The following is a 26,195-nucleotide window of genomic DNA, read 5'->3' as shown; positions in this document are numbered from 1 at the left end:
GTTAATTCGCACTTTAAGAGTTAAGTAAATTACGCTATATTGGCCGCATATGAAAACGGTCAATATAGCAATTCAAAACGCCCACAACGAGCTATGCGCTCACCCACTTTATTCAAATATCAACGATATTGATGATGTGAAAATTCTTATGAAGTGGCACATCTTTGCAGTATGGGATTTCATGTCTCTATTAAAAGGCCTTCAACGTGAAGTGACATGTGTGTCAACGCCATGGATGCCTTCAAAGTATGACAAAGAGTGCGTTCGTTTCATTAACGAGATTGTTTTAGGTGAAGAAAGTGATGAAGATCTAAACGGTGGCCATATTGATCACTTCACAATGTACTTAAATGCGATGAAGGAAGTTGGTGCTGATACAACGCCAATTGAAAACTTCTTTAGTGATTTCTCATTTGATGAGCTCCCTCAAGAGATCGCAAAATTTACGGCATTTAACCTAAACCTTGTCACTAACGCCCATCCAAGTGCCGTTGCTTCAGCATTCTTTTATGGAAGAGAAAACCTGATCCCTGATCTGTTTCAACCATTTGTGAATGTTTTAGAAGAAAAGAATATTGATGCTCCATATTTTAAACACTACCTTGTTCGTCATATTGAACTTGATGGTGACGAGCATGGTGACCTTGCGGGAAAACTTCTTTCACAGCTTTGTGACACTGCTGAAAAAGAAGAACAAGCAACGCAAGTAGCTCTTGATTCACTTAAACTTAGAGCACAGATGTGGGATTATGTTCTAGAAGAAATTAGAGCAAACCGTTCAGAAAACTTAGAGCCTATCCACTAATTCTTTTGCTAGAGAAACTCCAGCGCTCCAACCGTTCTTATATAGAGCGTTTAGAGCGTAGACACCTTCGCAAACTTCACCACAAAAAGGTGTGCGTCTCTTACCTTTATGACGAATTCCTGTGTGAATCATTGGTTTTTCAAGATTTTTAAATTCAGGAAATAAGCCTTGAAAGATTTCTAGTTTCTCATACACTTCTTTAGGAGAATGAAGATGAGAAAGCCCCTCAATTGAATTTGCACCAAATAGTAGAAGATTATCCTGAGCACGATAAATAAGATTAAAGTGACCACGAGAAATCACAAAGGATTCTTCGTTTAAATCGATATCCCAAGTAAAGTAAGTGCCTTTAACAGGCTTGCCCTCTGGTAAACTCTTATCTTTAAAGATTAATGACGTGTAGGCACTTGTTGCTAAAATAATTTTTTGAGCATTGAAGCTTCCAATATTAGTCTTGAGCTCGCCTTTATTAACGCCACTAACTCTTGCCCTAATTTGTTCGACATCAGTTTTAAAGAAATTAAGGAATTCATCAGGATTGATAACATATGCATCTTTAGCAACAGTCTGCTGATTCTTAAACTCAATAAAGTCTGCACCATAACGGGCCTCAAATTGCTTAAACTTTAGAGGATCCTCTTTAATATTTGGAGGAAGATAGAATTGTTTGCAGCTATAAACTCCAGATGGCCTATTTATTTCAACGAAGTCTTTTAAGAATTCATGAGCATGAAAGAGAATATTTCCAAGCTTCGAAATCCCTTCTTCAAATAATCCAAATGATACAACGCTTGTCGTGCGTCTCGAACAAGCTGGAAACGCCTCGTCATCATATACTTGAGCGATTCGTGCCGTTGGATATTTTTTTGTTAAGAAATATAAAATGGCGCGGCCAGCAATGCCATCACCAACTACTAAATAATCGAATTCATTTGTCATAATAACTTCTTACATCAATATTTTTAAGTTAACCAGTCGAATTTACTCAAGTTTTCCATTGTCATTCCAAATTCAATAACTATACAATTTTAATTCAAATTTAGTTAATGGAGTATGAATTATGTCAGAGACGACAGAAAAAGCAGCAAAAAACCCAATGGATATCATCGATCAAAATGCCGTCCTATTTTGTGTAGACAACACAGATATCACAGCGAAACAAATCATGGCCGTACTTGCCATGTTACTTGTTGAAGACTGTACTGTCCCATTCATCACACGTTACCGTAAAGATAAAACAGGTGGTTTAGATGAAGAACAAATCCGTCTAATCCAAGAAAAATACGACGAATATATTGAGCGTGAAAAACGCCGTGCTTTCATCCTTGAGGCCATCACAAAACAAGAGATGATGACACCTGAGATTGAAAAGAAGATTAAAGCAGCGACAAATATCAACCAACTTGAAGATATCTACGCGCCATTTAAGTCAAAGAGAAAAACAAAAGCACAAATTGCTAAAGAAGCTGGGCTTGAGCCATTTGCAATCCTAATGAAGACTTCGAAGCTTCCTATGCCAGAGCTTGCAAAAGAGGCCTTAAAATTCATTAATAAAGATAAGAAAGTTGCAACTTTTGAAGATGTATTAAAAGGAGCATGCGATATCATCATTGAAGAAATCGCACACGATACAGAGCTGAAAGAGACTCTTCGAAATGATTACTGGGCACAGGCAATGATTAAGTCATCACCAAGAAAAGGTTATGAGGAAATCAAAGACTGGCAAAAATACAAAGACTATTTTGAGTATGAACAAAAAGTAGCGGATCTTCGTGATCCAAAAGCGGCCCACAGATTCCTAGCAATCCGTCGTGCACAAACAGAAAAAATTCTAAAAGTAGAAATCGTATTTGATGAAGAATACGCAAATAATATGATTCTTTCAAAACACTTTGCTGACACTGGTGTTACAAGCTACAAAGCACTAGTTGACTGTGCTTCAAAGGCCTACAAAAACTATATTCACTCTTCACTTGATTTAGAAATCAAGGGTGAGCTTAAGAAGCTTTCAGATGAATCTGCAATTGACGTTTTTGGTGTAAACCTTAAAAACCTACTTCTTCAACCATACCTAGGACCTAAGACGGTTCTTGCACTTGACCCAGGTGTTGTAACGGGATGTAAGACAGTTGTTGTCGATAACACAGGTAAGTTTGTTGTTGATACTGTTGTTTACCCTCACCCACCAAGAAATCAGGTTCGTGAGTCAGCAACAATTCTAAATGCCATGATTGAGCAATTCAATGTTGAGTATATCGCTATTGGAAACGGAACTTTTGGACGTGAGACTCTTCAATTTGTTGAAGATAACGTCACAGCAGTTAAAGATGGAAAAGTTAAAGCAACAATGATCTCAGAAGATGGTGCTTCAATTTATTCCGCATCTGCAATTGCAAAGAAAGAATTCCCTGATAAAGATGCAACAGTAAGAGGTGCAATTTCAATCGGACGTCGTTTCCAAGATCCACTTGCTGAACTTGTAAAGATAGACCCAAAATCAATCGGTGTTGGCCAGTATCAGCACGATGTAAACCAAATCAGACTTAAGAAGTCACTAGATGGTGTCGTAGAAAGCTGTGTAAACTTTGTTGGTGTTGATATTAACACTGCTTCAGCTCCTCTACTTTCTTTTATCTCTGGTATTGGACCGACTGTTGCGGGCAATATTGTTAAGCACAGAGATAAGAACGGTCTATTCTCAGATAGAAGTGAAATCTTAAAAGTTTCACGTTTTACAGATAAGGTATTCCAACAGGCCGCAGGATTCCTACGTGTCTACAATGGTGCAAACCCGCTAGATGCAACATTCATCCACCCAGAAAACTATGAAATGCTAGAGAACTGGGCACAATCGAAAGGCTTCACACTTGAGCAGTTAACAACAGATAATGCTGTTGCAAACCAACTTAAATCAGATAAGGACCTAATTGCAAAGCTTGGCGAGTTCACAGTTAATGATATCTACAAATCACTAACAGCTCCTTCTCAAGATCCACGTACAGAATTCAAGACGACGGAATTTAGAAAAGATGCACGTGAAATTAAAGATATTAAAATTGGTGAGCGATACCCAGGTATCGTAAAAAACATCACTCAATTTGGTGCCTTCGTTGATATCGGTATCAAAGAAAACGGCCTTGTCCACGTTTCACAAATGGCAGACCACTTTGTTGATAATGCTCTTGATGTTCTTAAAGTTGGACAAGAGGTTTCAGCAGTTGTTCTTGATGTTGATATGGATAGAAAGCGTATTGCCCTATCTCTTAAATCAGATGGTGCAGAAGAAGCAAAAACTTATGAGCGCCCTTCAGGTGGACCTCGCCAGAGTAAACCACGCGGTGGTGGAAAGCCTAAGATGCCAAAGCAAAACGATGCACCTTTAAAGAATAATGCATTTGCGGCGCTTGCAGGATTTAAAGTAAAGTAGGTGCGCCATTGTCTGCTCATAGGCCAGACTATTGGAGGCAACTATAATTGTATCTGAAGCAATAAAAAACTAACTTAATAAAAACAAAAGGGCCCGGTATGGGCCCTTTTATAATCAGATATATAACTTTTAAAAATTATTTACACGAAGAAACTTTTCTCTTAACAGATCTTAAAAGACTCTTTGTCCAAGAACCAAATAGTGGCTTCTTAGTAAGCTTGTAAGAAGACTCTACCTCTTGAACAATCTCTCCATCATTTATAACAAGATCCTTTAGCTTAACACTTGTATAAGCTCCTCTGTAGTGATGTACATCAGAGAAAATTGTCATATAACTCACACTACCTTCTTGTGGTAATTCATTTAAGTTACTGATTTTTGTGAAAGTATAACCTTTATCTTCATAAACTTTCATAACTTTCTGTGTTACATCAGTTCGTCCATCAACATCTGAAAGAACTAAGAAATAATGGCAATCATTCGAACTTGCATTAATGTTAGAAATAACCATTAAAGCAAAAACTAGTTTTAAAATATTCTTCATTTTCTGACCTCTCTGTTATTAATCAATTCTTTCTAAATTTACTCTTAATCCCATTCCAGTGTTAAGATCGATTGTGATCATATCCTGAATACCCATTTGCTTCCAAAAAACTAGATCAACTTTGTGGTTTTCTTCTTCATAGATCATACAGCTGAAAACGATAGATCCATTTTCAACACGATCTTTTTCACAAGTTGTATCAACAGCAAGCTGACCAGCATAATTCATCTTAAGATTGTATTTCTCACCAGCTACGATTTGCGTAACTTCAACATTCTCATTTCCAACGAGGGCCTTATCCATTTCATTTTGACCTGAGTATGTAGCCGAATAAGCTGAAAATGCAGTCAGTGATAGTAGAACGAGTAATAATTTTTTCATAAATAATCTCCATTACTATAATTTCTTGAATTTACTTTCTTAACTAAACAAGTTCACAATACAGTATAAAGAGAAATAGTGTGAAAAATTGAAATAAATATACATATGATCAAAAAATAAACGAATCTAACTATCTGAAATTTTATCGGTGCGGGATAAGGATGAGTTCGCTTGTGTTGTAACCAAGCTCATCTAATTGCTTGATGCCCTTAGCAACTGTTTTAGAAGCATAGTCATTGCTGTATTTTCTAGACATGATCCACAGGTACTTTTCATCAGGGACGCCGATGGCCACCCACTCGTACTTTGGATCAAGAGCAACGACAAGGTAATCAAATTTAAGAGGCCAAAAAAGCTGAATCTTCCAATGGGCATTGGTTTTTGTATCCTCGATCCAGGCCTTTTGTGTGAGGACTTTTTGTTCTCCATCTAGAGAGTCTTTATTAAAAACAAAGTTAACGTCGATACGCTTCTCTTTTTCATTCCACGTATAAGTCTCAACTGAATTATGTTGGCCTTCTTCTAGAAATGTACCTCTTGCCGCTAGTACGAACCAATCCCCCATGAAGCGATCAATATCAACATAGTCCACTGTTTTATGATAAGTAGTCGAGCTACAACTTAAGAGAAAGAAAGATACGATTAAGATAAGAAACTTCAAAAGGCCTCCTACTATTTGGATTACCACCACTTCTTTGTAACATATTCTTGTTCATCAAAAGAGACAATTTCTCCTAACTTTGGTGCCATTAGCTTAAGAACACCTTGCTGAGCATATTCATCTAACTTTAAGATCGGATCATCCCATGTATGAAATGAAAGTGAAAATGCACCCCAATGAATTGGGAAATAGTACTTAGCGTTGATATCGGCATAGGCCTTTGGCCATTCTTCAGGAAGCAAGTGAACCGCAAACCAATCTGGGTTATATTGACCTGATTCCATGAACGCTACATCAAATGGCCCTAGACGAGCTCCAATTTCTTTAAAATGAATATCGTAGCCAGTATCACCACTAAAGTAGAGATTATTATTTTGAGTCTTTACAACCCACGATGCCCACAGAGTCGTATTCTCATGGGCCTGGTCACGCCCAGAGAAATGCTGAGCGGGAGTTGCAGTAAATTTTATGCCTTCAAAATCCACATCTTGCCACCAATCAAGTTCAGTAATACGAGAGTCATCTATTCCCCATCTTTTAAGATGTGAACCGACTCCAAGAGGCGTAATAATTTTGACGTCTTTCTTTTTGGCAAAGAATTTCATCGTTGTCATATCAAGATGATCGTAGTGATCATGAGAGATAATAATATAATCAATTTCTGGAAGTTCTTCTAAGCTAAGAACAGGAGGTGCAAAGCGCTTAACGAATAAAGGTACCGGAGAAGAAGAACCTGAAAAGATTGGATCAATTAGAACAATCTTTGAATCGACATTTAAAAGAATCGTTGAGTGTCCAAACCAAATCGATTTAACGTGATCTGACTTTTCTAAGAACTTCTCCATATCAGGCTTTATAGAAGGCAAAGATTTTTCAGGATAGCGCCCTCCGCCCTTTCCTAAGAATTCAATAAACTTAGAAAAACCAAAACCATCTTTTTGAATGGGTTGCTCTTTAGTAATATTAGGTCTGCGGTTTATAAAGATTTGCTTAGAGGCATCAAAGTTTTCCGACTTTTCAAAGCTTCTTAACTCATTCTTATTCGGGTGGGCCCCGAGTGAAGACATAAACACAGAGGCAACTTTACTCATACCTGTACATCCAGAAAAACTTAATAAAATAAATAATAGAAGAAAATGTTTAAACATTAAGTTCCTACTTTTTTGACAAAACTAATGAAATTCCCATTATCCTTGAAAAATCTCCAATTGGAAAAAAGAGTGAAGATTACTGTAATAATCACTGGCACTAGAAATGAGAAGACGAACGACGATCCAGTAAAGCGTACTGGAAGTGAACGATCAACAAACATGGCCGGCATGATAACAGGAGAAAACTGCGCTAATAGCTTTAATACAATAAAACTCAGAAGATTACCTAAAGCAATTGCACAAACTGTAATAATGGCAATATTAAGTCCCCCATACTTCTTAATCTGATCCATACTCATTCCAAGGATCCAAAAAGAAGCAAAGTCATTTCTAACTCTTGCATAGAAAATTGAAAGCCCTGAGATAATCGAAAATGTAACAAGAACAATCGTTGCTAAAAATAAAAAGAGAACCACATTATTTTCTAGCGCCAGAGCATAAACAAGATTCTGATTTAACTGTTCCCATGTTTTAAAGCTTGCACCTTTTGAAGTTAAATACTGCTTGAGCTCTCCTGCTTCAGCGGCACCCAAAACACTATAAACCCTCAGTTTATTATAACGACGTGACTTTGCGATTGAAAATGCACTATAAGCATGTCCCCAGGCGTGAAGTTCGTCGATATCTGGGTCCATTGAATCAGTGAAATTTTCAATCATCAGTGACTTAAAACGAGGAAGCTCACCAAAGAAAACATCTGTATGGGCCGGAGAAATAAATTGAATCTTATCATCAAGTCCTGCATAAATCTTTCGACCTAAATAAGGTGATAAGAGGATTTCTTCTCTTGCAGGCCAATGATCAATGGCCTTAGGTAAAATCGTAGAAGTCTCACTTGCAACACCATGAAAAATAACAGGTGCTAAGTAGCCTTCAAGACGAATAAGGCCCTCTATTTCATACTCAAATGAATATCTTAATTTATTATCATCTAAGTAAGACTTTGTTTTTTCAAAGTCGAGATCTTTTGGAAGATCAATAATGTATCGGCCAAGAGTTTGCTTTCCACGCTCGATGCGATTGGTTTGAAGTCCTTTAAGAACTGACTGAACACTTAGGAGTGAAAAGCTTGATATGATAAGACTCGCCAAGGCCATAATAAGTAGCCTTTGGCGAGTCTTAGCTTTAAATAAGTAATTTAGAAAAAATCTAAAAAAACTTAGAAACATTTAAACTATAACTCGTAAAAAGTTGAGTTTTCATCAGCAAGCTTATTAATAAGTGCGCATGGAGTGAACCTGGCCTTACTTACACTTTCAGAAAACTTAAGCATTTCATCTCTTAAACGAGCGATCCCTTGAGTGTCTGCATATCTTAGAAGACCTCCTCTAAACGGAGGGAAACCGATACCAAAGATTAGACCTAAATCAACGTCTTTTGCTTTTGCAACGATTTTATCTTCAAGTGTTGTAGCAGCTTCATTAATCATTGGAAGAAAGATTCTCATTTGAATCTCTGTTTCACTCAGCTTCTTAGACGCTTTTGGAAGCATATTCCAAGCTTCCTGGTTAGGACCAGTTGGCTTACCTTTTTCATCGTATAGATAGAATCCCTTAGCATTTTTCTTTCCAAAGAATTCTTTTTCAAGCATTTGCTTTCCAATACCATTTGAAGCTTGACGCTCCCCTAGTCCGTCATAAATAATTTTAGAAACTTTATCACCAACATCAATTCCAACTTCATCAAGAAGTCTAAATGGGCCCATTGGCATACCAAAGTTTAGACAAGCATCATCGATATCTTTGATTGAAACACCTTCTTCTAATAAGAAGCCTGCTTCATTCATATATGGCATAAGAATTCGGTTAACAAGGAATCCTGGGCCATCGTTAACAACAACTGGAGTCTTCTTAACTTTTACTACCCAATCATAAAGTGACTCAATCGTTTCATCAGAGACACCATCGTGTTTAATAATTTCTACAAGTGGCATCATGTGAACAGGGTTAAAGAAGTGTAGACCTGCAAATCTTGAGTTATCTTCAAGCGCACTTGCCATCTCTTGAACTGAAAGAGATGAAGTGTTTGAAGTAAGGATCGTGTCTTTACGAACTTTAGTTTCAGTTTCAGCAAAGACCTTCTTTTTAATATCCATATTTTCAACAACGGCCTCAATCACAAGGTCTGTGTGTTCAAATCCACGGTAATCTGTTTGAGCACTGATAGATCTCATTTTGCGCTCAAAATCATCGTGAGACATACGCTTTCTTTTTACTGCACCAGCAAAGTTACTTGAAGCTTGTTTAAGACCGAGCTCAAGTCCTACCTGATTTAGGTCTTTCATGATTGGAAACATATCATTCTTTGCCATAAGCCAAGCGATACCACCACCCATTGTACCAGCACCAAGACAAGCACCACGACGAAGCTTTCTTCCAACGCCCTTGGCATCGTCCATTTTCTTAGACCCTTCCATTAGGAAGAAGATATGGCGAAGGTTCTTTGATTGTTCACCAATACATAACTCTCCAAAAGCCTGAGCTTCAGAAGTTAAGTAAGATGTGCGACCTTTCATTACTCCAGCTTCCATCACATCAAGAATTTTTAGAGGAGCTTGGTAGAAACCTTTAGTTTTCTTTAAAACTGATTCACGTGCCTTTTGAAAAATAATCTTCTTTGTGAATACATTATCAGTTGCAGCGTCTTGCATTTTATCCATGAATCCACGCTTATCAACTTTCTTCTTGAAATGGTTTGGTGCAAGATCAACAAGACGCTCTTTTGCGTATACCTCGTCAACAAGTCCAGATCTCTTTGCTTTTTTAGCATTAAGAGTTTTTCCCGAAAGGATCATATCAAGAGCAGTTGGAAGCCCTACTGCTTTAGGTAGACGAAAAGTCCCACCAAATCCAGGAATTAGGCCAAGCTTAACTTCAGGAAGGCCAAGACCTGTTGCCTTGTCATCACTTACAATTCTTGATTTACAAGAAAGAGCAAATTCAAGTCCGCCACCAAGACACACACCGTGGATACAAGCAACAGTAGGCATCTTCAAGTCTTCAATGCGATTAAAGATTGTCTGACCTGCTTCAGCTCCTGCTTGTCCATCTGCTGCAGTATGCATGGTATCGAATAATTTAATATCTGCGCCTGCCATGAAACATCTGTCTTTGTGTGAAAAGAAGATTGCTCCATCTAGCTCTTTTTCTTTTGTATGAAGATCTTCAACGATATCTTGAAGCTCTTTTAATGTTTCTTCATCGAAAACAGTCATCGAAGCTTTGTCATTATAACCAAAGCCGATATATGCTTTCTTGTCCTTGATTTCAAAACTGATTCTCTTATATGTCATTGCTATATCCTATATTTTCTAAATTAATTACTTTTGTAAGTTCTCGATAATCATGGCACCACCTTGACCACCACCGATACAAAGTGAAGCAACACCAAATCCTGCTTTTCTCTTCTTTAGCTCATGAGCAAGAGTTACAATTAAGCGTGATCCAGTTGACCCTACTGGGTGTCCAAGAGCGATAGCACCACCGTTAACATTTAGTTTCTCAGCAGGAATCTCACCCCATAATTTATCAATACCAAAGAAGTCAGCAACTTTCTTATCAGTAAATGCCTTCTTAACAGCAATAATTTGTGCAGCAAAGGCTTCGTTAATTTCAATTAGATCCATTTGCTCAAGATTCATATTAGATCTTCTAAAGACACCATCCATTGCATGAAGTGGTCCCATTCCCATACGCTCAGGCTCTAGTCCATGGAAGTGATAATCAACAACTCTTGCAAGTGGCTCTAGGTTATATTTTTTTACGGCCTCTTCAGAACAGAAAAGAATCGCTGATCCACCATCTGTAATTGGACAGCTATTTCCAACTGTAACAGTTCCTGACTTACGATCAAAGTAAGGTTTCATTTTTGCAAGACCTTCAACAGAAGATTCTTTACGTGGCCCATGATCATTCATAAGTAATTTATCTAATTTTGAACCATAGATCAGTGGCACGATCTCATCAGCAAAACGACCTTCTTCAATGGCCTTAATAGCTTTATGGTGAGACTCATTTGCATAGATATCTTGCTCTTCACGAGTGATCCCAAGTTCACGTGCAAGTAGCTCTGCAGTTTGTCCCATATTTAGGCCACAAAAAGGATCCGTTAAACCTTGTTCAATTGCAATAATTGGAGAAAGGTATGCAGGTTTAAAAGTTGAAAGAACTTTTAATTTATCACCAGTTGTTTTTGCTTTCATAAGTGAAGCAAAAAGCTCAGTCATTTGCTTCCCATAAATAAGTGGCATATTTGACATTGACTCTACACCACCAGCAACAACGACATCACAACGTCCACTTGCTACTTTAATGAAAGCTTGAGAAGCGGCCTCAAGTCCTGAAGCACAATTTCTGTGAACAGAGTAACCAGAAGTCTTCTTATGAAGGCCTGCCTCTAGTGCAATAACACGTCCTACGTTTGGATACTTTGCAGGAGTACCTGTGTTTCCAAAAATAACCTCATCAACTTCATCGTCACCGATTGAAGTTCCATCCATAATATGGCGAACAAGGTAAGCACCTAAATAAGGGGCTTGAATATCTTTAATTATAGTTCCGGCTTTTGCATGAGGAGTTCTCACTGCCTCGACAATGTAGACTGGTTTCATTGATGATTCCTTTCTTCAAATTATTTTACTTGCTTAATATTGTAAGGATAATCAGTGGCAATGAAAAGTAAAAAGGCCCCTGAGTGGAGCCTTTTTATGAGAACATGGGTTTTTTAAACAATTGTTTAGAACAGGTATGAAAGTCCAACACCTAAAGTAAATGTGTCAGCATTTTCAATATTTCTAGCTTGGTCAACTAATGCCTTCTGGTTAGTTGAACCATTGTATTGTGCTTCTTCACCAAGTCTAAAAATATTCTTTTCGTAAGTTAGGCCAACTTGTGCGCTAAATTCTTTAGCAAAATTAACTTCTGCTCCAAGAGATGCACTACCTGATACATACTTCATCGATTGCTTAGTCTCGTTAAAAGTATCAACTGGGTTTTGGATTTCAAAAGATCCAAAGTGAATTCCAGTTCCAACACTTAAGTATGGTTTAATCTTAGCTGAACGTGAGAAATAAAATTTACCATATCCACCAAAGTTAAACTCATTATATGAAATCTCATCATTTTGAGAATAAGAGTTATAAGCATTATAGTTATTATAATTGTAGTAACCATAGTTGTTGTAGTTACTAAGCTCATTACCTTGAATAGTAAGGTTCATAAATCCAGCGCTAATTCCGATTGAAACTCTTTCAGAAATAACAGTTTCAACAGAAGCTTGGAAATTGATCCCTGCTGTCCATTCTTTTTGCTCACCAGTAATACTCTTATATCCAGTCTCAATTGTTAGTTTATTGCTAAGTTCTGGAAGTACTGGTTCTGCTACAACAGGAGCGACCGCTTGTACTCTTGCAGGTGCTGCTTGTTGATTATTTATTTCATCCATTGCCTTAAGTTGTCCCTCAAGTGCCTTTTGGATCTTGTCAGCGATACGCTTTTCTTCTTGTAGACGCATATCCTCAACATTCTTTCTCATCATCTGCTCGTGTTTCTCCTCTAGCTCACGACGTAGCTTTTGGATTTTGTCAGCTTGTGATGGTTTCTTTTTCTTTTTGTAGAACCCGTCGATATTGATTTCGTCAGTATGAACAACTTGATCTGTTTCACTTAATAATGGATCGTCTTGTTGTCCATATGAGGCTGCACTTGAAATTAGAAGTGCGGCCAATACGGCCGAGTTAATCATTGTTGTTTTCATGATGTTCTCCCTGTCTCTTTTAAATAGAGTTACAGTTTCTTATAACACATTGCGAGATTAATCTGTTCAAAAGCGAACGCTGATGAAATAATTTCATGAAAACGGAAAAAGTTCTTTAAAATTAGATAGTTAGAACTGTCTAACGAAGCCTGAATGTGCGAAATTTCTTAGGATCGACCTCATTGGAGCCATCAATTCCGATAGTTTTAAGAAAACAAAGAGGATTTATACTACCTTGTTGGCATGCTTCAGGGTCGGCCTTGAAGCGAGCATCAAGAGTTTGAAAGACCGCAAAGAGAATAGAGACGACGGCCACTAGAAGTAGAAGATACTCAACTGCGGTTTGACCGCTTTGTGATTTTAGAATGGTTGTAGTGTAGCTTCTCTTCATTATACCTATACTTAAATAAAGGTTTTAAAGTCACGTGCCTCTAATAATGTTTGCGTGATACCTAAGTTATTCTTCTTTAGTGGCCCATGGTAGAAGACGCCTTTTGCAGACTCGAACTTACCAGCTTGACCCATTCTAAACTTAAGATTAATCCTTGAGCCAGAATTAATCACACTGTGATTACGAAGCATGCAAGTTTCATTTGTCAGTTTACCTTTTAAAAGAGTGTCATTTTTATCAATTATCTGGTTATCTAAAAGAAATTGATGAAGTTCTTTTTCGCAGAAATCATACTTTAAGCAGTCATCAAATTGTTTAAACATTTTAATCTGACAAGTACCATCCAAGCTTATTTCTTTCCTGATAAAGACGATATCACCACCAAATGAACTTTCATTAAAGTAGTAGTAATCAGCACTGATTAGCTTATCGGCCAAGGCATAATCCAGCTTCACACAGCGATAGAGGTCAGTGATATTATGAGCGATATTTAATTTGTCTAAATTAGAGCTAAAAATTGCGATCTTTTGAGGCGCGACGACCCCTGAAAAAGACGACAATTGTGCCGCCCAAGGTCTTCTGCTAGAAAAGCTAAATTCTTCAACGATATCCTCAAAGCTACTTCCTCCTAAACATTCAATAGTCTTTGTGGCCTGCTCTTCTTTTTCAAGTTGCCACTGAAACCTAAAGCGAGGAGATAACATAAGGATAAAGAAGTATATTGTTTCAAGATCTGAAAATGTTAGCTCTAATGTCTTTGTATAAACACAGCGAAAGCAACTAGCAAATCGTTGAAGGTCTTTATTAAGTCTTAAATGTTTTTTAAAAATTTCATAAATATCATGAATATAATTTGGAAGAGCAGATCTTAGAGTATTAACTGTCACCTGATGGAATGTTTTATAACGACACAAAGACTCTCCAAGGCGCTTAACAGAAGACATGAAATCTTGGTCAAACTTCTCTTGATCAATTTCTTCAATTCTTAAACGATTGATAAACTCATTATAAAGCTCAGGAAAATGACGACAAATCTGAGAGAAGTTTAAATAAGGACTAAGTCCTGCACAAAGCGTTTGTTCGCTCTTATATTTTAAATAAAAAGGAGCGTGAACAAATGAATCCTTATCAAAGATTGTCGAATCTAATTCGAGATCACTGGCCCAAGCTTCAATAAATGCTAAATCTAAAGGCCCAAAGAACTTAAAATAAGGATCACTTGCCTTAATTCTTTTATCCCTCAAATAGATTGCACCAAATCCACTTTTAAGAATTTGAGTTGCTGTTAAAAAACTAGCTATATTATTTCCAATGACGAGAGTATCTATTTTTTTATTCATATATTATATTTTTTTAATTCGTTAATAATGCGATAAGTTTGCGTTTGGCCATTTCACTTTCTTTAATCATATCAGAAATCAACTCATTGGCCATCTTATTGGTGCTAGTGCTTTTTATAATTGAATAGGCATCATTCATATTATTAATCACACCAACGCCAACCCCAGACTTTACAATAGTATCGTACTCTGTCGAGCGCTTTACATTTGGCCCACAAAATATATTTGCCCCAGCAACAAAGGGTTCTAGTACAGAGTGAATCCCCTTCCCATGTCCTCCGCCTACAAAGACAGTTCGGAAATAAGGATAGATCTCACATAATATGCCTCTAAGAGTAGATATAATGAGTCCAGGTCTTTGCTTATAATTTGAGATAAATGAGTCTATTTGATTATTTTCAATGATTTCTTTTGTCAGCATATGAATTGATAAATCAGGGCAATGCTTTAATATAAGCACTTTTAAATTTTCAATATTATCTTCTTTGAGTACATGCGGGGCCATAAAGACAAATAACTCACCTGCTCCTATCAGCTTGCAAAATTCTTGATCAGAAAAAGCATCCATTTCAACAGGCCAAGTCTGGGCCAAGCAGATTCTCTTTTCATATTCGGCCAAAGATAAGAGCTTATTCAAGTCCTCATATAAAGAATGTCTTCGAAAGAAGTGCTGACGAGAATCAATTTGCAACATTCTAAGCTCAATTGGGTGCTCTAGTTTATCAGCGCTAATATCTTTACCGATAATCATATAGTCTTCATTAGTTGCACAAATAATCTTACTAAACATTGAATAGATATACTTTTTAAGGCCAGGTAAGCGTAATTCACTAATATCTGTGGTCTTTATACGTGAGCTTTTAACAGTTGCTGAAAAAAGAATAAATTCTTTCATTTTAGAGCCAAGATAAAGTAGCTCTGGAAAAAAGTCATAACGAACCATCATCATTTTCTTTGCGCTCGACCAAGCAATGATATTCTGGCGTGAAAGAAGCGGGAAATAAATCATCAGAGGCAAACGTAAATAACGAATATTTTCTCTATTGGCCTGATAGTAATCAATAACCTTATGCTCAACACTTGGAGATGTGAAAATTAGCTCAACATTCTTGCCCAAGGAGATAAGCTCGTCGGCCAAAGGTCTAATCTGCTCAAACTCTCCTTCACTTGAGAAGTGAAAGACACAGTGTGCTTTTTTTCCAAATCGAGCAAAGGGCCTACAACCTTCATCTCGATAATTCTTTCTTTCAAAAGAGACTCGAGCATAGAAAGGTCCCACTTTTAATAGATAAAGCACAAAAAATAATGGATAGAGCGCAATTCTTACAATTGCCTGAATAAGAAAAATCAATAACATAGGTATATTATAATGAGGTTTTTTCTAATATAGAAGCCAAAATAAGGTCCATTTGACACCAAAGTAATTAAATCAACATATTTTTCTGACATGTTCTTACAAACTGAAATATTAATTCACTAAATTACAATCATTTGTTGCAATTCAATAAAAAAAATTCCAATATCTACAGTCTATAAAAGAAAGAGGGAGAAAAAATGGGAATTTTAAAGGGAGCAATCATTGCATTCGTGGCAGTAAGTTCTATGGCGGCGACATCAACGTCATCAGTATCTGTGCCATCGTCAAGCTCATCAACTTCAACAGCAGCATCTTCAACAGATTCTGCAACAACTTCAGAAGCTTCAACAGGAACTTCATGGTACCAAAAATTAAAAGACTCACCTTTTAATATGCAATACCTAGTTGAAGGTTCTAACAACTTTAAACAATCGATCAATGGTTACAGTTTCTACAACTACTTATACCTTGGTTACAATATCAATAAGACATTCGCAGTTAAGCTTGTTCCATACTGGCAAACAGACTTTACTAAGAGACAAGAGAATGCAGACGGAAGCCGTACAGTTCACCAACAATACGGTGCAACTCAAGCACGTCTTTACGTTAAGAATATCCTAACTGATGAAAAGAACGGTTTTGATCTATACCTACAAAACAGAATTTACTACTACCCAGCAGCAACTAGAAATGGTTCAGGGTACGATGTAAAGAATAGACTTTACCTAATTGGTGGTAAGAAAATCACTGATAACTTCAAGATTGGAACATATGCGTTCTATGAAAATTATATCAGAAATACTGGTTCATCTAAGTTTCTAGAGAACTACTATGCTGCCGTAGCTCCAACTTATTATATCAATGATAAGTGGTATACAGCTCTATCGATTGAGTACTACCGTACAAAGAGAAAAACTGGTGCTACAGAGTCTGAAACTCTTTCACTTTCACCAGAAATTGGTTACTCATTCCCAATCTGTTCTCTATCTGCAGCACTTGCTCTTGAGCCAGTTGACTTCAGAGGTGAAGACCCAGATTTCGTTGATGGTACACTAAAGAATGCTTCTTTAATCGTATCAGCATTTTTCCCAGTTTTTTAATTAACTACTCCATTTTAAATACTTACGAAGCCGACTTTAATAGTCGGCTTTGTTTTTTTAAGTCTTTATTAAACTACAGGCAAAAATTTCCGATAAACCTAATAGAAAGTGATTAATCTAATCAGGGTTTGAGGATTTATGGCCACTAGTACAAAGAAAAAAGTTACTGAATACCTACTTACGAAAGAACAAATTTCAGGAGGACTCTATGAGCCTAATGAAGTCTACTTTATCAAAGATGGTGGCAAAGAACTTGGGCCATTTTGGCAAGAAGATCTAAAGGAATTTATTGAAGAATACTCATTATTTAACCAAAAGGTCTTCGTAAAAAGCATGTTGGAAGAACAATGGTCTGTCATTACGGCCCATCCTCTATTTCAAAGAAGAAGGCCAGAGATCATTAAAGAGTTTCAAGTTGATGAAGACGACCAATTCTTTATACTAAGAAGCAATAAGAAAGACGGGCCATATAAGAGTAGTGAAATTATGGCAATGCTTGATTCTCTAGAACTACTCTACACTGACTTTATTTCTGTCGATAACGGACAAAGTTGGGGAACTATTCATGAATTTGAAGTATTTGATCGTCGCAGCCGCTCAAACGAAAGTTTACCAGAATCGCCTCAAGGTCATATCTTTAAGAACTCAATCTTAGACGCAGACAAAGCAATTGAGCTATCTAAGCAAGACTCTGAAGATCGTGAATTCATTTACGATCTTGCTTATATTGGAAATCAAAAGCTAAACCCAAATAAAGCATCAATTGACGATTTTGAACAAAAAGAAAAATCAGACCCAGCGACAATGTTTCGTTTAGGAGCATTTGCTGCAAGTTTTGTATTTGTATTTGCTATCTTCTTTGTATTTAGCAAGATGTCTGGAACGCCTGATGTTCCTGTTGCAAAAACGAAGAAAACGGCCAGAACACAAACAAAGAGAACTCCTGCAGCACAGGTGCAAAAGAAGCCTTCAGCAAAGACAGTGACTAAAACTTCAAAAAGAAGAGAAGCTCCGAGCGCCTTTAAGAAGAGAGCGCAAAATAGGCGTCAAATTACAAAAGGTAACGATTCAATTGGAAACGCTGACTTTCTATCTGAATCAAGGCAGATGAATGATGCAGTAATGGACCCTGCTGATCTTCCACCAGAGGTTATCTTCGATGATGCCAATGAAGCACTAGAGTTAGATCCTGTACGAGAGAGAATCTCAAAAGAGACATTTGATCCACCAGAGCAAGAGCTAAATAATTATGACGAGCTTGATGCGGCACGAGAAATCGTTGATGAGTATCTAGATCGCTCGCCTGCGGCCGGTGCAAACCCGGATGAATCACCAGGACTTAGTGATGAATTCACACCTGAAGATGCTATAGAAGGTGAACAATTCTAATAGGTTGTCTCCATAAAAATTGAAAGAATAAGTAGTCAATAATTGATTGTTTATGTTACTTTTAAGTTATGGAACACACTAAAGATATCACGCAACTAACTAATGTATTTCGCCAAGCGGCCTTCCCTGGATCATTCTTCTTCAGCTTTGAAGGAATTGAAGGCTCAGGAAAATCGACACAAATTGTAAAAATCAAGGATTACCTTGAAGATAAAGGCTTTAACGTTATCGTTATTCGCGAACCAGGCGGAACTGCTTTCGGTGAAAAATTAAGACAGGCCATTTTAACTTCTAATACAGATATTCACCCTGCAGCAGAAGCACATTTATTTGCGAGTGCTCGTGCACAAAATCTACATGCACTGATTTTGAAAGAGCTCGATTCACCAAATACAGTAGTAATTTGTGACAGATTCCTAGATAGCTCGATTGCGTATCAAGGAGTGGCAAGAAAACTAGGGCCAGAGTATATCTTAAATATTCACTCAAGCTTTCCATTAAATATTGTCCCTCATAAAACATTCTACCTAAGAATTGATTTAGAAAAATCACTAGAGAGACAACGTTTAAGAAATATGCCAAAGGACTACTTTGAGTCACGTGACAATAGTTTTCATCAAGACCTGATTGAAGGATATGATTATTGTGCACAGATCTTTCCTAATCGTATTGCAACAATCGATGGAAGTGCACAGCTTGAATCAGTCACTCAGAAACTAATTGAAGAGATTGAAACGATTATTAATGGATAATTCTTCAAAAGTTAAAGATATTCCATTTGAAGCGCTTTTTGCTCGCTACAAAGAGCAAAAATTGGCCCACTTCTACACTCTTCATACAGGTGGTCACCGTGAAGTTTCGTCCAAAGACGAAATTCTGCAAGAATGGGCCAATAAATTTCTAATAAATATTCTTTGCTATGAGAATGGTTGGGAGCCAGCTCACGCCAAAGAAGTTCTCGAGCGTGGACATGAGGATATTCTCTTTGTCTCAACAGACCAGAAGTCCTATAAAGTTAGCGATGACAGTATTGAGGAATTCTTCAATTTCATCCGTTTCAAACCTTCGAAACTTAAATATTCATTTACGATTTTTAAACAATCGCAAAAGATCACTCAAATACTAGCAAATAAGCTACTCAAAACACTTGAAGAGCCACCAGAAGGCCATATTTTCGTCTTTATCAAATCAAATGATGAAAAGACTCTTCCTACAATTGATTCAAGAACAATCAAAATCAACATTGTCTCTCACGATCATAGTAGTATTGAGCGTAGAACGAATATGAGCTTTTCTGATTTCATCACAAAAGAATGTGAGGATGAAGCGTTGGCCAAAACTCTATCAACGATCAGGCCAAACAATCTTCAACTAGATGAGTTAAGAGACCTAATTAAAGAAGAACCAAGCAGAGAAGCAAATATACATCACTTAGTGGCCTCACATATGAATCAGAGCAATAACTATAGCTTCGATGATGCTCAAAGCTGTCTAGATGCGACAAAGGCCTCAACTTTTGAAATTCCATTTAATGGTTCATCTAAATCACGACTAGCACGTCTACTTCAACTTGTGATTTAATGCAATTTGGCTAGACATAAGCTACCAATAATACGACAATTGAAGCTACTCAAAAAAAATTGATGGGACAAAATGACGAACCAAGATCAGCAAGATATATCTGAATCACATGACAATGATAAGTCAGGTGGTAAGAAGAAAGTAAATAAATTCAACAAGCATGATGATAAACTTGCTAAAGAGCAAGATGGTAAATTCGAAGAAGGTCAAACACTTACAATGGTAAGAGTTCGCTTCCCAGGAAATGCTAAAAGTCAGCCTTTCTTACTAGGTAAGAGAAAATTCACATACGGACAAAAAGTAATAGCGATGAGTGACAGAGGAATGACTGTTGGTTATATCAACTCTTTCCCATACGAAGTCACATTCGATAAGTCGATGCTCCCTATTCGTTCAATTTCAAAAGTTGCAACTCAGGAAGATATCGACGAACAAAAGAGTTATTTGAAAAAAGAAAACGAGGCCGAAATCATCTGCCTTCGCCTCATTGAAAAGTACAATCTAAATATGAACTTAACACACGTTGAGTTTATTCAATTTGGAAAAAAGGCCGTATTCTACTTCACTGCTCCAGAGCGTGTAGACTTTAGAAATCTTGTAAAAGACCTTGTGTCAGAGATTAAGATGAGGATCGAGCTTCGCCAAATCTCAGTAAGAGATCGTGCCGCGGCACTTGGTGCAACAGGAGCTTGTGGACTTCAAACTTGTTGTTCGTACTTCTTAACAAACTACGGAAACGTATCCATAAAAATGGCAAAGAATCAAAACCTTGCCCTAATTCCTTCAAAAATTAATGGTGTTTGTGGACAAGTTAAGTGTTGTATCAAATACGAAGATGATGTTTACACAAATAAGAGAGAATTCCTTCCAGGAGAAGGATCTTATATCCGCACTAAGAATGGTGATATCGGAAAGGTTTTAAAGCTTCATATTCTATTAGAACAATTTGAAATGTTAACTGATAGAGGATATATCCGTCGCTATTATAAGAATCAATTTGATAAAAAACGTTGTCGTCCACCTAAAGAATGGAGCTTCCCTACTGAATTTAGATCAATCACAAAAGAAACTTCGACAATTATTGGAATTGAGGAGTTAGAAGAAGAGCTACGTCTAAGAAAGCAGGCCTTCCTTAAGAGCCTAAATAACGATAGTGATAGCGATGATATTGAAGAAGATGCGCACGAGTTATTTGATGATGAAGAAGAATCAAATAATAGTGACGACGAGGATATTGAGAAGATTCCATTAGATTCAACTGAAGATGAATCGGACAATATTCCAAAGCAAAAAATTGAAAAGAAGCGCCATAATAACAATCGTCCAAAGCGTCGCCCAACAAATAGAAATGAAAAAGGTGACAAAGATAGTGATGATAGGCCTAGAAACAGAAGGCCTCAGGATAAAAATGCACAATCTGAAGATGGCCAAAATAAGTCACAAAACAAGAATCGCAATCGCAATAGGAACCGCAATAAATCAAAAAGCGGAAACTTCCGTAAGCCTTCTGGTGATAAACCAAAGAATACGGAAACAAAATCTAATCAATAATTCTTTTTAAAGATGTATAACAACGATGGTGAGGGAAATGATTTTCCCTCACTATTTCAAGCCCAGAGATAGCTTTCAAGTATTTTACATTAAGCATCTCATCTCTCTTATCAACTATAACAGAAGCGTTAATCTTCTTTAGTAGAACTCCCTCATTTAAGGCCAAAATCTCTGCGTAAACCCCAAGTTCGACATAGGAACGAACTCGAGTCTTGAGTGGCGCAAGTGATGGAATAGGAAGACGAGATAGCGCTCCCCTTGCTGATGCCTTAACAAATTTAGTAAGCAAATTACGTGGGTAAAACGCAGGGGCGACGTAAGTAATTTTACAATTTCTTATATCAAGATTCTCATTTTGAATTAACCACTCAATAAGTAAGGCCGCCAAAGAATGAGCAACGATACTAGATCGCCCGTTTTCCTTAAATACTTTTCTAATTCGCTCTAAATCCTTTTCAATATCAGGACGAGAATTCTTGTTGAAAGAAAGTGAGATAAATTTAACATTTGGGTTTGAAAAGATGAAAGATGCCGGGGCCTGATTAAGCCCCGGAAAAAATATAATCGTTTCGCGATTCTTAGAAGTCACAATTTCCTGGAGTTCTTGGAAATGCAATAACGTCACGGATATTGCTCATACCTGTGATGTACATAATTGCACGCTCGAAACCAAGTCCAAATCCAGAGTGAGGAGCTGAGCCAAATTTACGAAGCTCTAGGTACCACCAGTAACCTTCTTTCTCCATTCCCATCTCATCCATACGCTTTGTAAGTTTATCAAGATCTTCCTCACGTTGAGATCCACCAATAAGCTCACCAATACCTGGAACTAAAACGTCCATCGCACGAACTGTTTTCCCATCATCGTTTTGCTTCATATAGAAGGCCTTACAATCTTTTGGATAATCCGTAACAATAACAGGTGATTTAAAGTGTACATCTGTTAAATATTTCTCGTGCTCAGTTTGAAGCTCTTCTCCCCAATTTGTCGGGAATTCAAATTTTGCACCTGAAGCAGATAGAATTTCAATTGCTTCAGTATAAGTAATTTTCTTAAACTCACTATCGCGAACTGCCGCTAGTGTTTCAAAATGATTCTTATCAACATCAGTAAATGGCATTGAATAAAGGAATTCAAGTTCTTTACGACAATGCGTAAAGGCATACTCGATCATATACTTAATATAATCAGCAGCAAGTTCGGCCACATCTTCAAGGTCAGCAAATGCAACTTCTGGCTCAATCATCCAGAATTCCGCAAGGTGGCGCTTAGTATTTGAATTTTCAGATCTAAACGTTGGACCAAAAGTATAAACCTTTCCAAGTCCTAATGCGTGACACTCACCTTCTAGTTGTCCAGTTACACATAGTGAAACATCTTTACCAAAGTAATCTTTAGCGAAGTCAACTTCACCCTTATCCGTTTTTGGAGGATTGTGCTTATCAAGCGTTGAAACATTAAACATTTCTCCAGCACCTTCACCGTCAACTGCAGTGATAATTGGTGAGTTTAGGTAGAAGAAACCTTTATCATCAAAGAACTTGTGAGTTGCCATAGCAAGTGCGTGACGAACACGAAAAACTGCTCCAAATAGATTTGTTCTAACTCTTAAGTGAGCAATATCTCTTAAGTGTTCAAGTGAAGTACCTTTCTTTTGTAGAGGATAAGAATCATCAACTGCACCAATTACTGTACCAGTTGTCGCCTGCATCTCAATTGTCTGCCCCTTACCTTGAGACTCAACAACCTTTCCAGTAATTGATACACAAGTACCAGTTAACATAGTCGAAAGGGCCTCATAATTTTCGATACCACCATCAGCTACAATTTGTAGTAGATCCTGAGAAGATCCGTCATTTAAAACAATAAAAGAAAATGCTTTTGATTTTCTTACCGAACGTACCCATCCTTTAACAGTTACAACAGAGCCGATAAAGTCAGATGCCTGATCAAATAATTGCTTAAGTTCGATGCGCTTTAATTGTGTCATTTAAATACCTTCTTATAAAACTTCTTTTAAAATAGAATGTGTTTGTTCTTTTTCTAATCTTGGCCCGTATTGTGTTACAAGCTTTGCAGAACACGCACATGCAAGTGTTCCTGCAGCGCTAAAGTCTAGTCCATTAGTAATCCCGTAAAGGAATGCACCTGCAAATAAGTCTCCTGCACCGTTAGTATCAACAGCAGAAACCTTTGGAGCTGAAACATTAATTTGCTCTGAACCATTATAAAGGAAAGCTCCTTTTGAGCCAGCAGTAATTGCAAAAGAATGTGAAATATTCTTTAGCGCTTCAAATGCTTTCTCAACTGAATCCATTCCAGTAAATGATTTTGCTTCTTCCTCGTTACAGAAAAGAAGATCCAACTTATCATCACCAATCATTTGCTTGAAGCCATCTTTAAAGAAGCCTACAATACCAGGATCAGAAAATGTTAATGCAACTTTAACATCATTCTTTCTTGCAAAATCTCTGGCCGTTTGACAGGCAGCAATTCCCGCCGCACCAGTTACAAGATAACCTTCCATATAAAGCCACTTACTGTCGCCTAGAGCGGCAAGATCAAGTTGTTCATCTGAATATGTTGCAGTCGTTCCAAGAAAAGTATTCATAGTTCTTTCTGCATCTTCAGAGATCATGACAAGACACTTACCTGTTTCACCATCATATAGACCTTGTTCAATATTAGACTTAACACCATTTGCAAGCAGGTCATTCTTATAGAACTCTCCTGTTTCATCTTGTGCAACTTTACATGAGTAGAAAGTTTTAGCACCAAGTTGAGTAGCACCAATAATCGTATTTGCAGCAGATCCCCCACAAGCACGAGAATGACCAACATTACTTCCTCTAAGAGAGTTAAGAAGGTGATCTTGTCTTTCTTTTTCAACAAGAGTCATTAGGCCTTTTTCAATTAGGTGGTCGTTTAGGAATTCATCAGAAACTTTAAATTCCATATCAACAAGGGCATTTCCCATTCCGTACACATCATACTTCTTCATACTTAATCCTTTATATTTAAGACTCTTTTCTTTTAAAAATAAGTTCATTATTTACTTCATCAAAGTCAGCATACTTGTAACCAGCAACATCAAAGTTTTTAAGGCCTTCAATATCCTTAATTTTATTTTCAATAATAAAGCGTGCCATCATACCGCGTGCTCTTTTAGCATTGAAAGAAATAACCTTATATTGGCCATTCTTAAAATCTAAGAAGCGCACATTAACAAGTTCAGGAACGAGTTTGTCTTTTTTAACACTCTTGAAGTATTCCTCTGAAGCGAGGTTAACAAGATACTTAGACTTATTCGCTTTTGCATCTTCATTAATTTTCTCAACAATTTTTTCGCCCCAAAAATTATAAAGATTTGTTAGACCTTGGCCATTAATACGAGTTCCCATCTCTAAACGATAAGCACGTAACTCATCAAATGGAGCAAGAACACCATAGAGGCCAGAAAGAATCTTTAAGTGTTTTTGAGCATAGTTTAACTCACTCTTTTTAAGCTCACCCGCATTTAGGCCTTGATATGTATCTCCTGCAAAACTAAAAATTGCAGCGCCAAGATCATTTGTTTTCTTAAAATTATTAAAACGATCAACATTCAAATCGGCCAAGGCCTTTGAAACCTTCATCATTTTAGATAAATCTTCACTTTCAAAATTTGCCATCTTAGTAGCAAGCTCAGTGGCCTCTTTTATGAACGTAGGTTTCTCTAGATTTACATCTTGAGCAACAGTGATATCTGAGTGATCAAAATTAAGTTTCTTCGCTGGAGAAATAACGATATCCATGAAATTCCTTTAATTTGAGTTTGAGTTACTAAACGCTTGAAATAATAACAATAACTTTATTAAAAGACTATGTTTTCTTAAGAATATTAAGGAAGAAAGTAGCGCTCATAACGTGTCGATTTACCGCTGTAGACGACTCTTTGATGCTTACAATCAGTAGGAATTTGTACCTCATTTGCTTTAATTGGCCTCTTTAAGCAAACTAAAGGAAATTTGGTACACAAAGACCATAGGTATAGATCCTGATCAGTATCTTTACCTACTAAGTCCTTAAAGACTTCCATTTCCTTGCGACTAAGCGCACTCTTGGCCTTGGATTTTGTCATTTCATACATGGGATCGTAAAAGCATCGCTTAAAATCACTTCCCGTATCGGCCAAAGTTGCTTGACCATAGCTGATGCTCATATATTTTTTGAAAATATTAGAAATCTTTTCATTTTCAAAACTTATGGCCTTCTCATACGCCCAAAGAGCAAGTCCAAAAACATAGGGATTTCTTTCAAAACAATCGAGATGACAGCCAAAGCTTAAAAGTAAGCAAGCGTCTTTACCTGTACCTAGGGTTGCATCAACAACTTTATTATGCTCGATGTCACCACCTTTCAGTTTTAGGGCACGAAAAAGAGGCTCTTTTGTTACAGCATAATTCCTTTTTAAATGAGTTTGTAAGTCTGTTGCCCAATCAAGCTTCAATGAAGAATCTCGGGCCGGATCAAATAAGCACAATTCATTATCTTTCCAAACTAAATAAACCCCTTGTAAGGATTCACCTGTCATGTGCAATTGATAAGTCAATTTATAAGAAGAGAGCTTCTGCAAATAGTTGCGCAGCGCTTGATTCAGAGATTCTATTTTTAAATCTTCTTCTTGCGCGCAGTCAATTACAATATCAATATTAGTCATTAGTGAAGTCTCATTCATATTAAAATCAAGTAGATGGCCAGTTTTTTCTATGCTATATATACT

24 protein-coding genes are annotated in these 26,195 nt (G+C 37.1%); 7 read left to right on the top strand and 17 right to left on the bottom strand.

What is annotated here, in order from left to right:
- The first annotated feature begins 49 nt into the window (after positions 1–49).
- Positions 50–805 (top strand): DUF3050 domain-containing protein, encoded by a 756-nt coding sequence (locus tag ACMAYL_RS01310; protein ID WP_412470611.1) that lies wholly within the window; start codon positions 50–52, stop codon positions 803–805.
- Here ACMAYL_RS01310 and ACMAYL_RS01305 read toward each other — a convergent pair.
- Positions 788–1,744, bottom strand: a complete 957-nt coding sequence (locus ACMAYL_RS01305) for an FAD-dependent oxidoreductase (RefSeq protein ID WP_412469524.1) — start codon at positions 1,742–1,744, stop codon at positions 788–790. The genes ACMAYL_RS01310 and ACMAYL_RS01305 overlap by 18 nt on opposite strands.
- Positions 1,745–1,865: 121 nt before the next feature.
- On the opposite strand from ACMAYL_RS01305, the gene ACMAYL_RS01300 reads away from it, so the two are divergent.
- Positions 1,866–4,232: a Tex family protein gene (locus tag ACMAYL_RS01300; RefSeq protein ID WP_412469523.1), complete on the top strand. Its 2,367-nt coding sequence runs from the start codon at positions 1,866–1,868 to the stop codon at positions 4,230–4,232.
- A 136-nt stretch (positions 4,233–4,368) separates the two neighbouring features.
- Here the strand turns inward: ACMAYL_RS01300 and ACMAYL_RS01295 are convergent, their stop codons facing one another.
- From ACMAYL_RS01295 to ACMAYL_RS01245, 11 genes are all read right to left on the bottom strand, one after another.
- Positions 4,369–4,776 (bottom strand): hypothetical protein, encoded by a 408-nt coding sequence (locus ACMAYL_RS01295; RefSeq protein ID WP_392992016.1) that lies wholly within the window; start codon positions 4,774–4,776, stop codon positions 4,369–4,371.
- A gap of 18 nt (positions 4,777–4,794) precedes the next feature.
- Positions 4,795–5,157, bottom strand: a complete 363-nt coding sequence (locus ACMAYL_RS01290) for a hypothetical protein (protein ID WP_412469522.1) — start codon at positions 5,155–5,157, stop codon at positions 4,795–4,797.
- A gap of 142 nt (positions 5,158–5,299) precedes the next feature.
- A complete protein-coding gene (locus tag ACMAYL_RS01285; RefSeq protein WP_412470610.1) occupies positions 5,300–5,818 on the bottom strand; it encodes a lipocalin family protein in 519 nt (172 codons plus the stop codon).
- 20 nt (positions 5,819–5,838) lie between these two features.
- Complete coding sequence (locus tag ACMAYL_RS01280; RefSeq protein ID WP_412470609.1) at positions 5,839–6,909, bottom strand: MBL fold metallo-hydrolase; 1,071 nt, start codon at positions 6,907–6,909, stop codon at positions 5,839–5,841.
- A 56-nt stretch (positions 6,910–6,965) separates the two neighbouring features.
- Complete coding sequence (locus tag ACMAYL_RS01275; RefSeq protein WP_412470608.1) at positions 6,966–8,066, bottom strand: ABC transporter permease; 1,101 nt, start codon at positions 8,064–8,066, stop codon at positions 6,966–6,968.
- A 77-nt stretch (positions 8,067–8,143) separates the two neighbouring features.
- Complete coding sequence (locus tag ACMAYL_RS01270; RefSeq protein ID WP_392992024.1) at positions 8,144–10,261, bottom strand: 3-hydroxyacyl-CoA dehydrogenase NAD-binding domain-containing protein; 2,118 nt, start codon at positions 10,259–10,261, stop codon at positions 8,144–8,146.
- Positions 10,262–10,288: 27 nt separating this feature from the next.
- Positions 10,289–11,578, bottom strand: a complete 1,290-nt coding sequence (locus ACMAYL_RS01265) for a thiolase family protein (protein ID WP_412469517.1) — start codon at positions 11,576–11,578, stop codon at positions 10,289–10,291.
- A 125-nt stretch (positions 11,579–11,703) separates the two neighbouring features.
- Entirely contained in the window at positions 11,704–12,723 is a 1,020-nt protein-coding gene (locus ACMAYL_RS01260) for a hypothetical protein (RefSeq protein ID WP_412470607.1), read from the bottom strand.
- Positions 12,724–12,862: 139 nt separating this feature from the next.
- Positions 12,863–13,114, bottom strand: a complete 252-nt coding sequence (locus tag ACMAYL_RS01255; RefSeq protein ID WP_103217176.1) for a Flp family type IVb pilin — start codon at positions 13,112–13,114, stop codon at positions 12,863–12,865.
- An 11-nt stretch (positions 13,115–13,125) separates the two neighbouring features.
- The gene (locus tag ACMAYL_RS01250) at positions 13,126–14,454 is read right to left on the bottom strand and encodes a hypothetical protein (protein ID WP_412469516.1); all 1,329 of its coding nucleotides are present in this window, start codon (positions 14,452–14,454) and stop codon (positions 13,126–13,128) included.
- A 13-nt stretch (positions 14,455–14,467) separates the two neighbouring features.
- Entirely contained in the window at positions 14,468–15,811 is a 1,344-nt protein-coding gene (locus tag ACMAYL_RS01245; protein WP_412469515.1) for a hypothetical protein, read from the bottom strand.
- Between the two features lie 197 nt (positions 15,812–16,008).
- Between ACMAYL_RS01245 and ACMAYL_RS01240 the strand changes: the two genes are divergently transcribed.
- From ACMAYL_RS01240 to ACMAYL_RS01220, 5 genes are all read left to right on the top strand, one after another.
- Positions 16,009–16,911 carry a hypothetical protein gene (locus tag ACMAYL_RS01240; protein WP_103217173.1) on the top strand — a complete coding sequence of 301 codons (903 nt, stop codon included), beginning with the start codon at positions 16,009–16,011 and terminating at the stop codon, positions 16,909–16,911.
- 138 nt (positions 16,912–17,049) lie between these two features.
- Positions 17,050–18,300, top strand: a complete 1,251-nt coding sequence (locus ACMAYL_RS01235; RefSeq protein WP_103217172.1) for a hypothetical protein — start codon at positions 17,050–17,052, stop codon at positions 18,298–18,300.
- 68 nt (positions 18,301–18,368) lie between these two features.
- On the top strand, positions 18,369–19,052 hold the full coding sequence (gene tmk, locus ACMAYL_RS01230; protein ID WP_103217171.1) for a dTMP kinase: 684 nt from the start codon (positions 18,369–18,371) through the stop codon (positions 19,050–19,052).
- The gene (locus tag ACMAYL_RS01225) at positions 19,030–19,881 is read left to right on the top strand and encodes a hypothetical protein (protein WP_412470606.1); all 852 of its coding nucleotides are present in this window, start codon (positions 19,030–19,032) and stop codon (positions 19,879–19,881) included. Before tmk ends, ACMAYL_RS01225 begins: the two co-directional genes overlap by 23 nt.
- A gap of 72 nt (positions 19,882–19,953) precedes the next feature.
- On the top strand, positions 19,954–21,432 hold the full coding sequence (locus ACMAYL_RS01220) for a stage 0 sporulation family protein (protein WP_103217169.1): 1,479 nt from the start codon (positions 19,954–19,956) through the stop codon (positions 21,430–21,432).
- On the opposite strand, the gene ACMAYL_RS01215 is transcribed toward ACMAYL_RS01220, so the two are convergent.
- The 5 genes from ACMAYL_RS01215 to ACMAYL_RS01195 form a co-directional block, all read right to left on the bottom strand.
- Entirely contained in the window at positions 21,422–22,021 is a 600-nt protein-coding gene (locus ACMAYL_RS01215) for a hypothetical protein (RefSeq protein ID WP_412469512.1), read from the bottom strand. The two genes, ACMAYL_RS01220 and ACMAYL_RS01215, sit on opposite strands and share 11 nt — an antisense overlap.
- On the bottom strand, positions 22,011–23,423 hold the full coding sequence (gene asnS, locus ACMAYL_RS01210) for an asparagine--tRNA ligase (RefSeq protein WP_103217167.1): 1,413 nt from the start codon (positions 23,421–23,423) through the stop codon (positions 22,011–22,013). Before asnS ends, ACMAYL_RS01215 begins: the two co-directional genes overlap by 11 nt.
- 12 nt (positions 23,424–23,435) lie before the next feature.
- Positions 23,436–24,434, bottom strand: a complete 999-nt coding sequence (locus tag ACMAYL_RS01205) for an adenosine kinase (protein ID WP_392992035.1) — start codon at positions 24,432–24,434, stop codon at positions 23,436–23,438.
- Between the two features lie 16 nt (positions 24,435–24,450).
- On the bottom strand, positions 24,451–25,227 hold the full coding sequence (gene yaaA, locus ACMAYL_RS01200; protein ID WP_412470605.1) for a peroxide stress protein YaaA: 777 nt from the start codon (positions 25,225–25,227) through the stop codon (positions 24,451–24,453).
- An 86-nt stretch (positions 25,228–25,313) separates the two neighbouring features.
- On the bottom strand, positions 25,314–26,150 hold the full coding sequence (locus ACMAYL_RS01195) for a class I SAM-dependent methyltransferase (protein WP_412470604.1): 837 nt from the start codon (positions 26,148–26,150) through the stop codon (positions 25,314–25,316).
- Positions 26,151–26,195: the final 45 nt, after the last annotated feature.

It is taken from the genome of Halobacteriovorax sp. RT-2-4, assembly GCF_047085445.1.
In the GTDB taxonomy this organism is placed as follows: Bacteria; Bdellovibrionota; Bacteriovoracia; order Bacteriovoracales; family Bacteriovoracaceae; genus Halobacteriovorax_A.
This window is presented reverse-complemented; position numbering and strand designations above follow the sequence as displayed.

Coding starts and splice junctions, on each gene's coding strand:
- ACMAYL_RS01310 (WP_412470611.1), top strand. CDS start 50: ATGAAAACGGTCAATATAGCAATTCAAAACGCCCACAACGAGCTATGC.
- ACMAYL_RS01305 (WP_412469524.1), bottom strand. CDS start 1,744: ATGACAAATGAATTCGATTATTTAGTAGTTGGTGATGGCATTGCTGGC.
- ACMAYL_RS01300 (WP_412469523.1), top strand. CDS start 1,866: ATGTCAGAGACGACAGAAAAAGCAGCAAAAAACCCAATGGATATCATC.
- ACMAYL_RS01295 (WP_392992016.1), bottom strand. CDS start 4,776: ATGAAGAATATTTTAAAACTAGTTTTTGCTTTAATGGTTATTTCTAAC.
- ACMAYL_RS01290 (WP_412469522.1), bottom strand. CDS start 5,157: ATGAAAAAATTATTACTCGTTCTACTATCACTGACTGCATTTTCAGCT.
- ACMAYL_RS01280 (WP_412470609.1), bottom strand. CDS start 6,909: ATGAGTAAAGTTGCCTCTGTGTTTATGTCTTCACTCGGGGCCCACCCG.
- ACMAYL_RS01275 (WP_412470608.1), bottom strand. CDS start 8,066: ATGGCCTTGGCGAGTCTTATCATATCAAGCTTTTCACTCCTAAGTGTT.
- ACMAYL_RS01270 (WP_392992024.1), bottom strand. CDS start 10,261: ATGACATATAAGAGAATCAGTTTTGAAATCAAGGACAAGAAAGCATAT.
- ACMAYL_RS01265 (WP_412469517.1), bottom strand. CDS start 11,578: ATGAAACCAGTCTACATTGTCGAGGCAGTGAGAACTCCTCATGCAAAA.
- ACMAYL_RS01260 (WP_412470607.1), bottom strand. CDS start 12,723: ATGAAAACAACAATGATTAACTCGGCCGTATTGGCCGCACTTCTAATT.
- ACMAYL_RS01255 (WP_103217176.1), bottom strand. CDS start 13,114: ATGAAGAGAAGCTACACTACAACCATTCTAAAATCACAAAGCGGTCAA.
- ACMAYL_RS01250 (WP_412469516.1), bottom strand. CDS start 14,454: ATGAATAAAAAAATAGATACTCTCGTCATTGGAAATAATATAGCTAGT.
- ACMAYL_RS01245 (WP_412469515.1), bottom strand. CDS start 15,811: ATGTTATTGATTTTTCTTATTCAGGCAATTGTAAGAATTGCGCTCTAT.
- ACMAYL_RS01240 (WP_103217173.1), top strand. CDS start 16,009: ATGGGAATTTTAAAGGGAGCAATCATTGCATTCGTGGCAGTAAGTTCT.
- ACMAYL_RS01235 (WP_103217172.1), top strand. CDS start 17,050: ATGGCCACTAGTACAAAGAAAAAAGTTACTGAATACCTACTTACGAAA.
- tmk (WP_103217171.1), top strand. CDS start 18,369: ATGGAACACACTAAAGATATCACGCAACTAACTAATGTATTTCGCCAA.
- ACMAYL_RS01220 (WP_103217169.1), top strand. CDS start 19,954: ATGACGAACCAAGATCAGCAAGATATATCTGAATCACATGACAATGAT.
- asnS (WP_103217167.1), bottom strand. CDS start 23,423: ATGACACAATTAAAGCGCATCGAACTTAAGCAATTATTTGATCAGGCA.
- ACMAYL_RS01205 (WP_392992035.1), bottom strand. CDS start 24,434: ATGAAGAAGTATGATGTGTACGGAATGGGAAATGCCCTTGTTGATATG.
- yaaA (WP_412470605.1), bottom strand. CDS start 25,227: ATGGATATCGTTATTTCTCCAGCGAAGAAACTTAATTTTGATCACTCA.
- ACMAYL_RS01195 (WP_412470604.1), bottom strand. CDS start 26,150: ATGAATGAGACTTCACTAATGACTAATATTGATATTGTAATTGACTGC.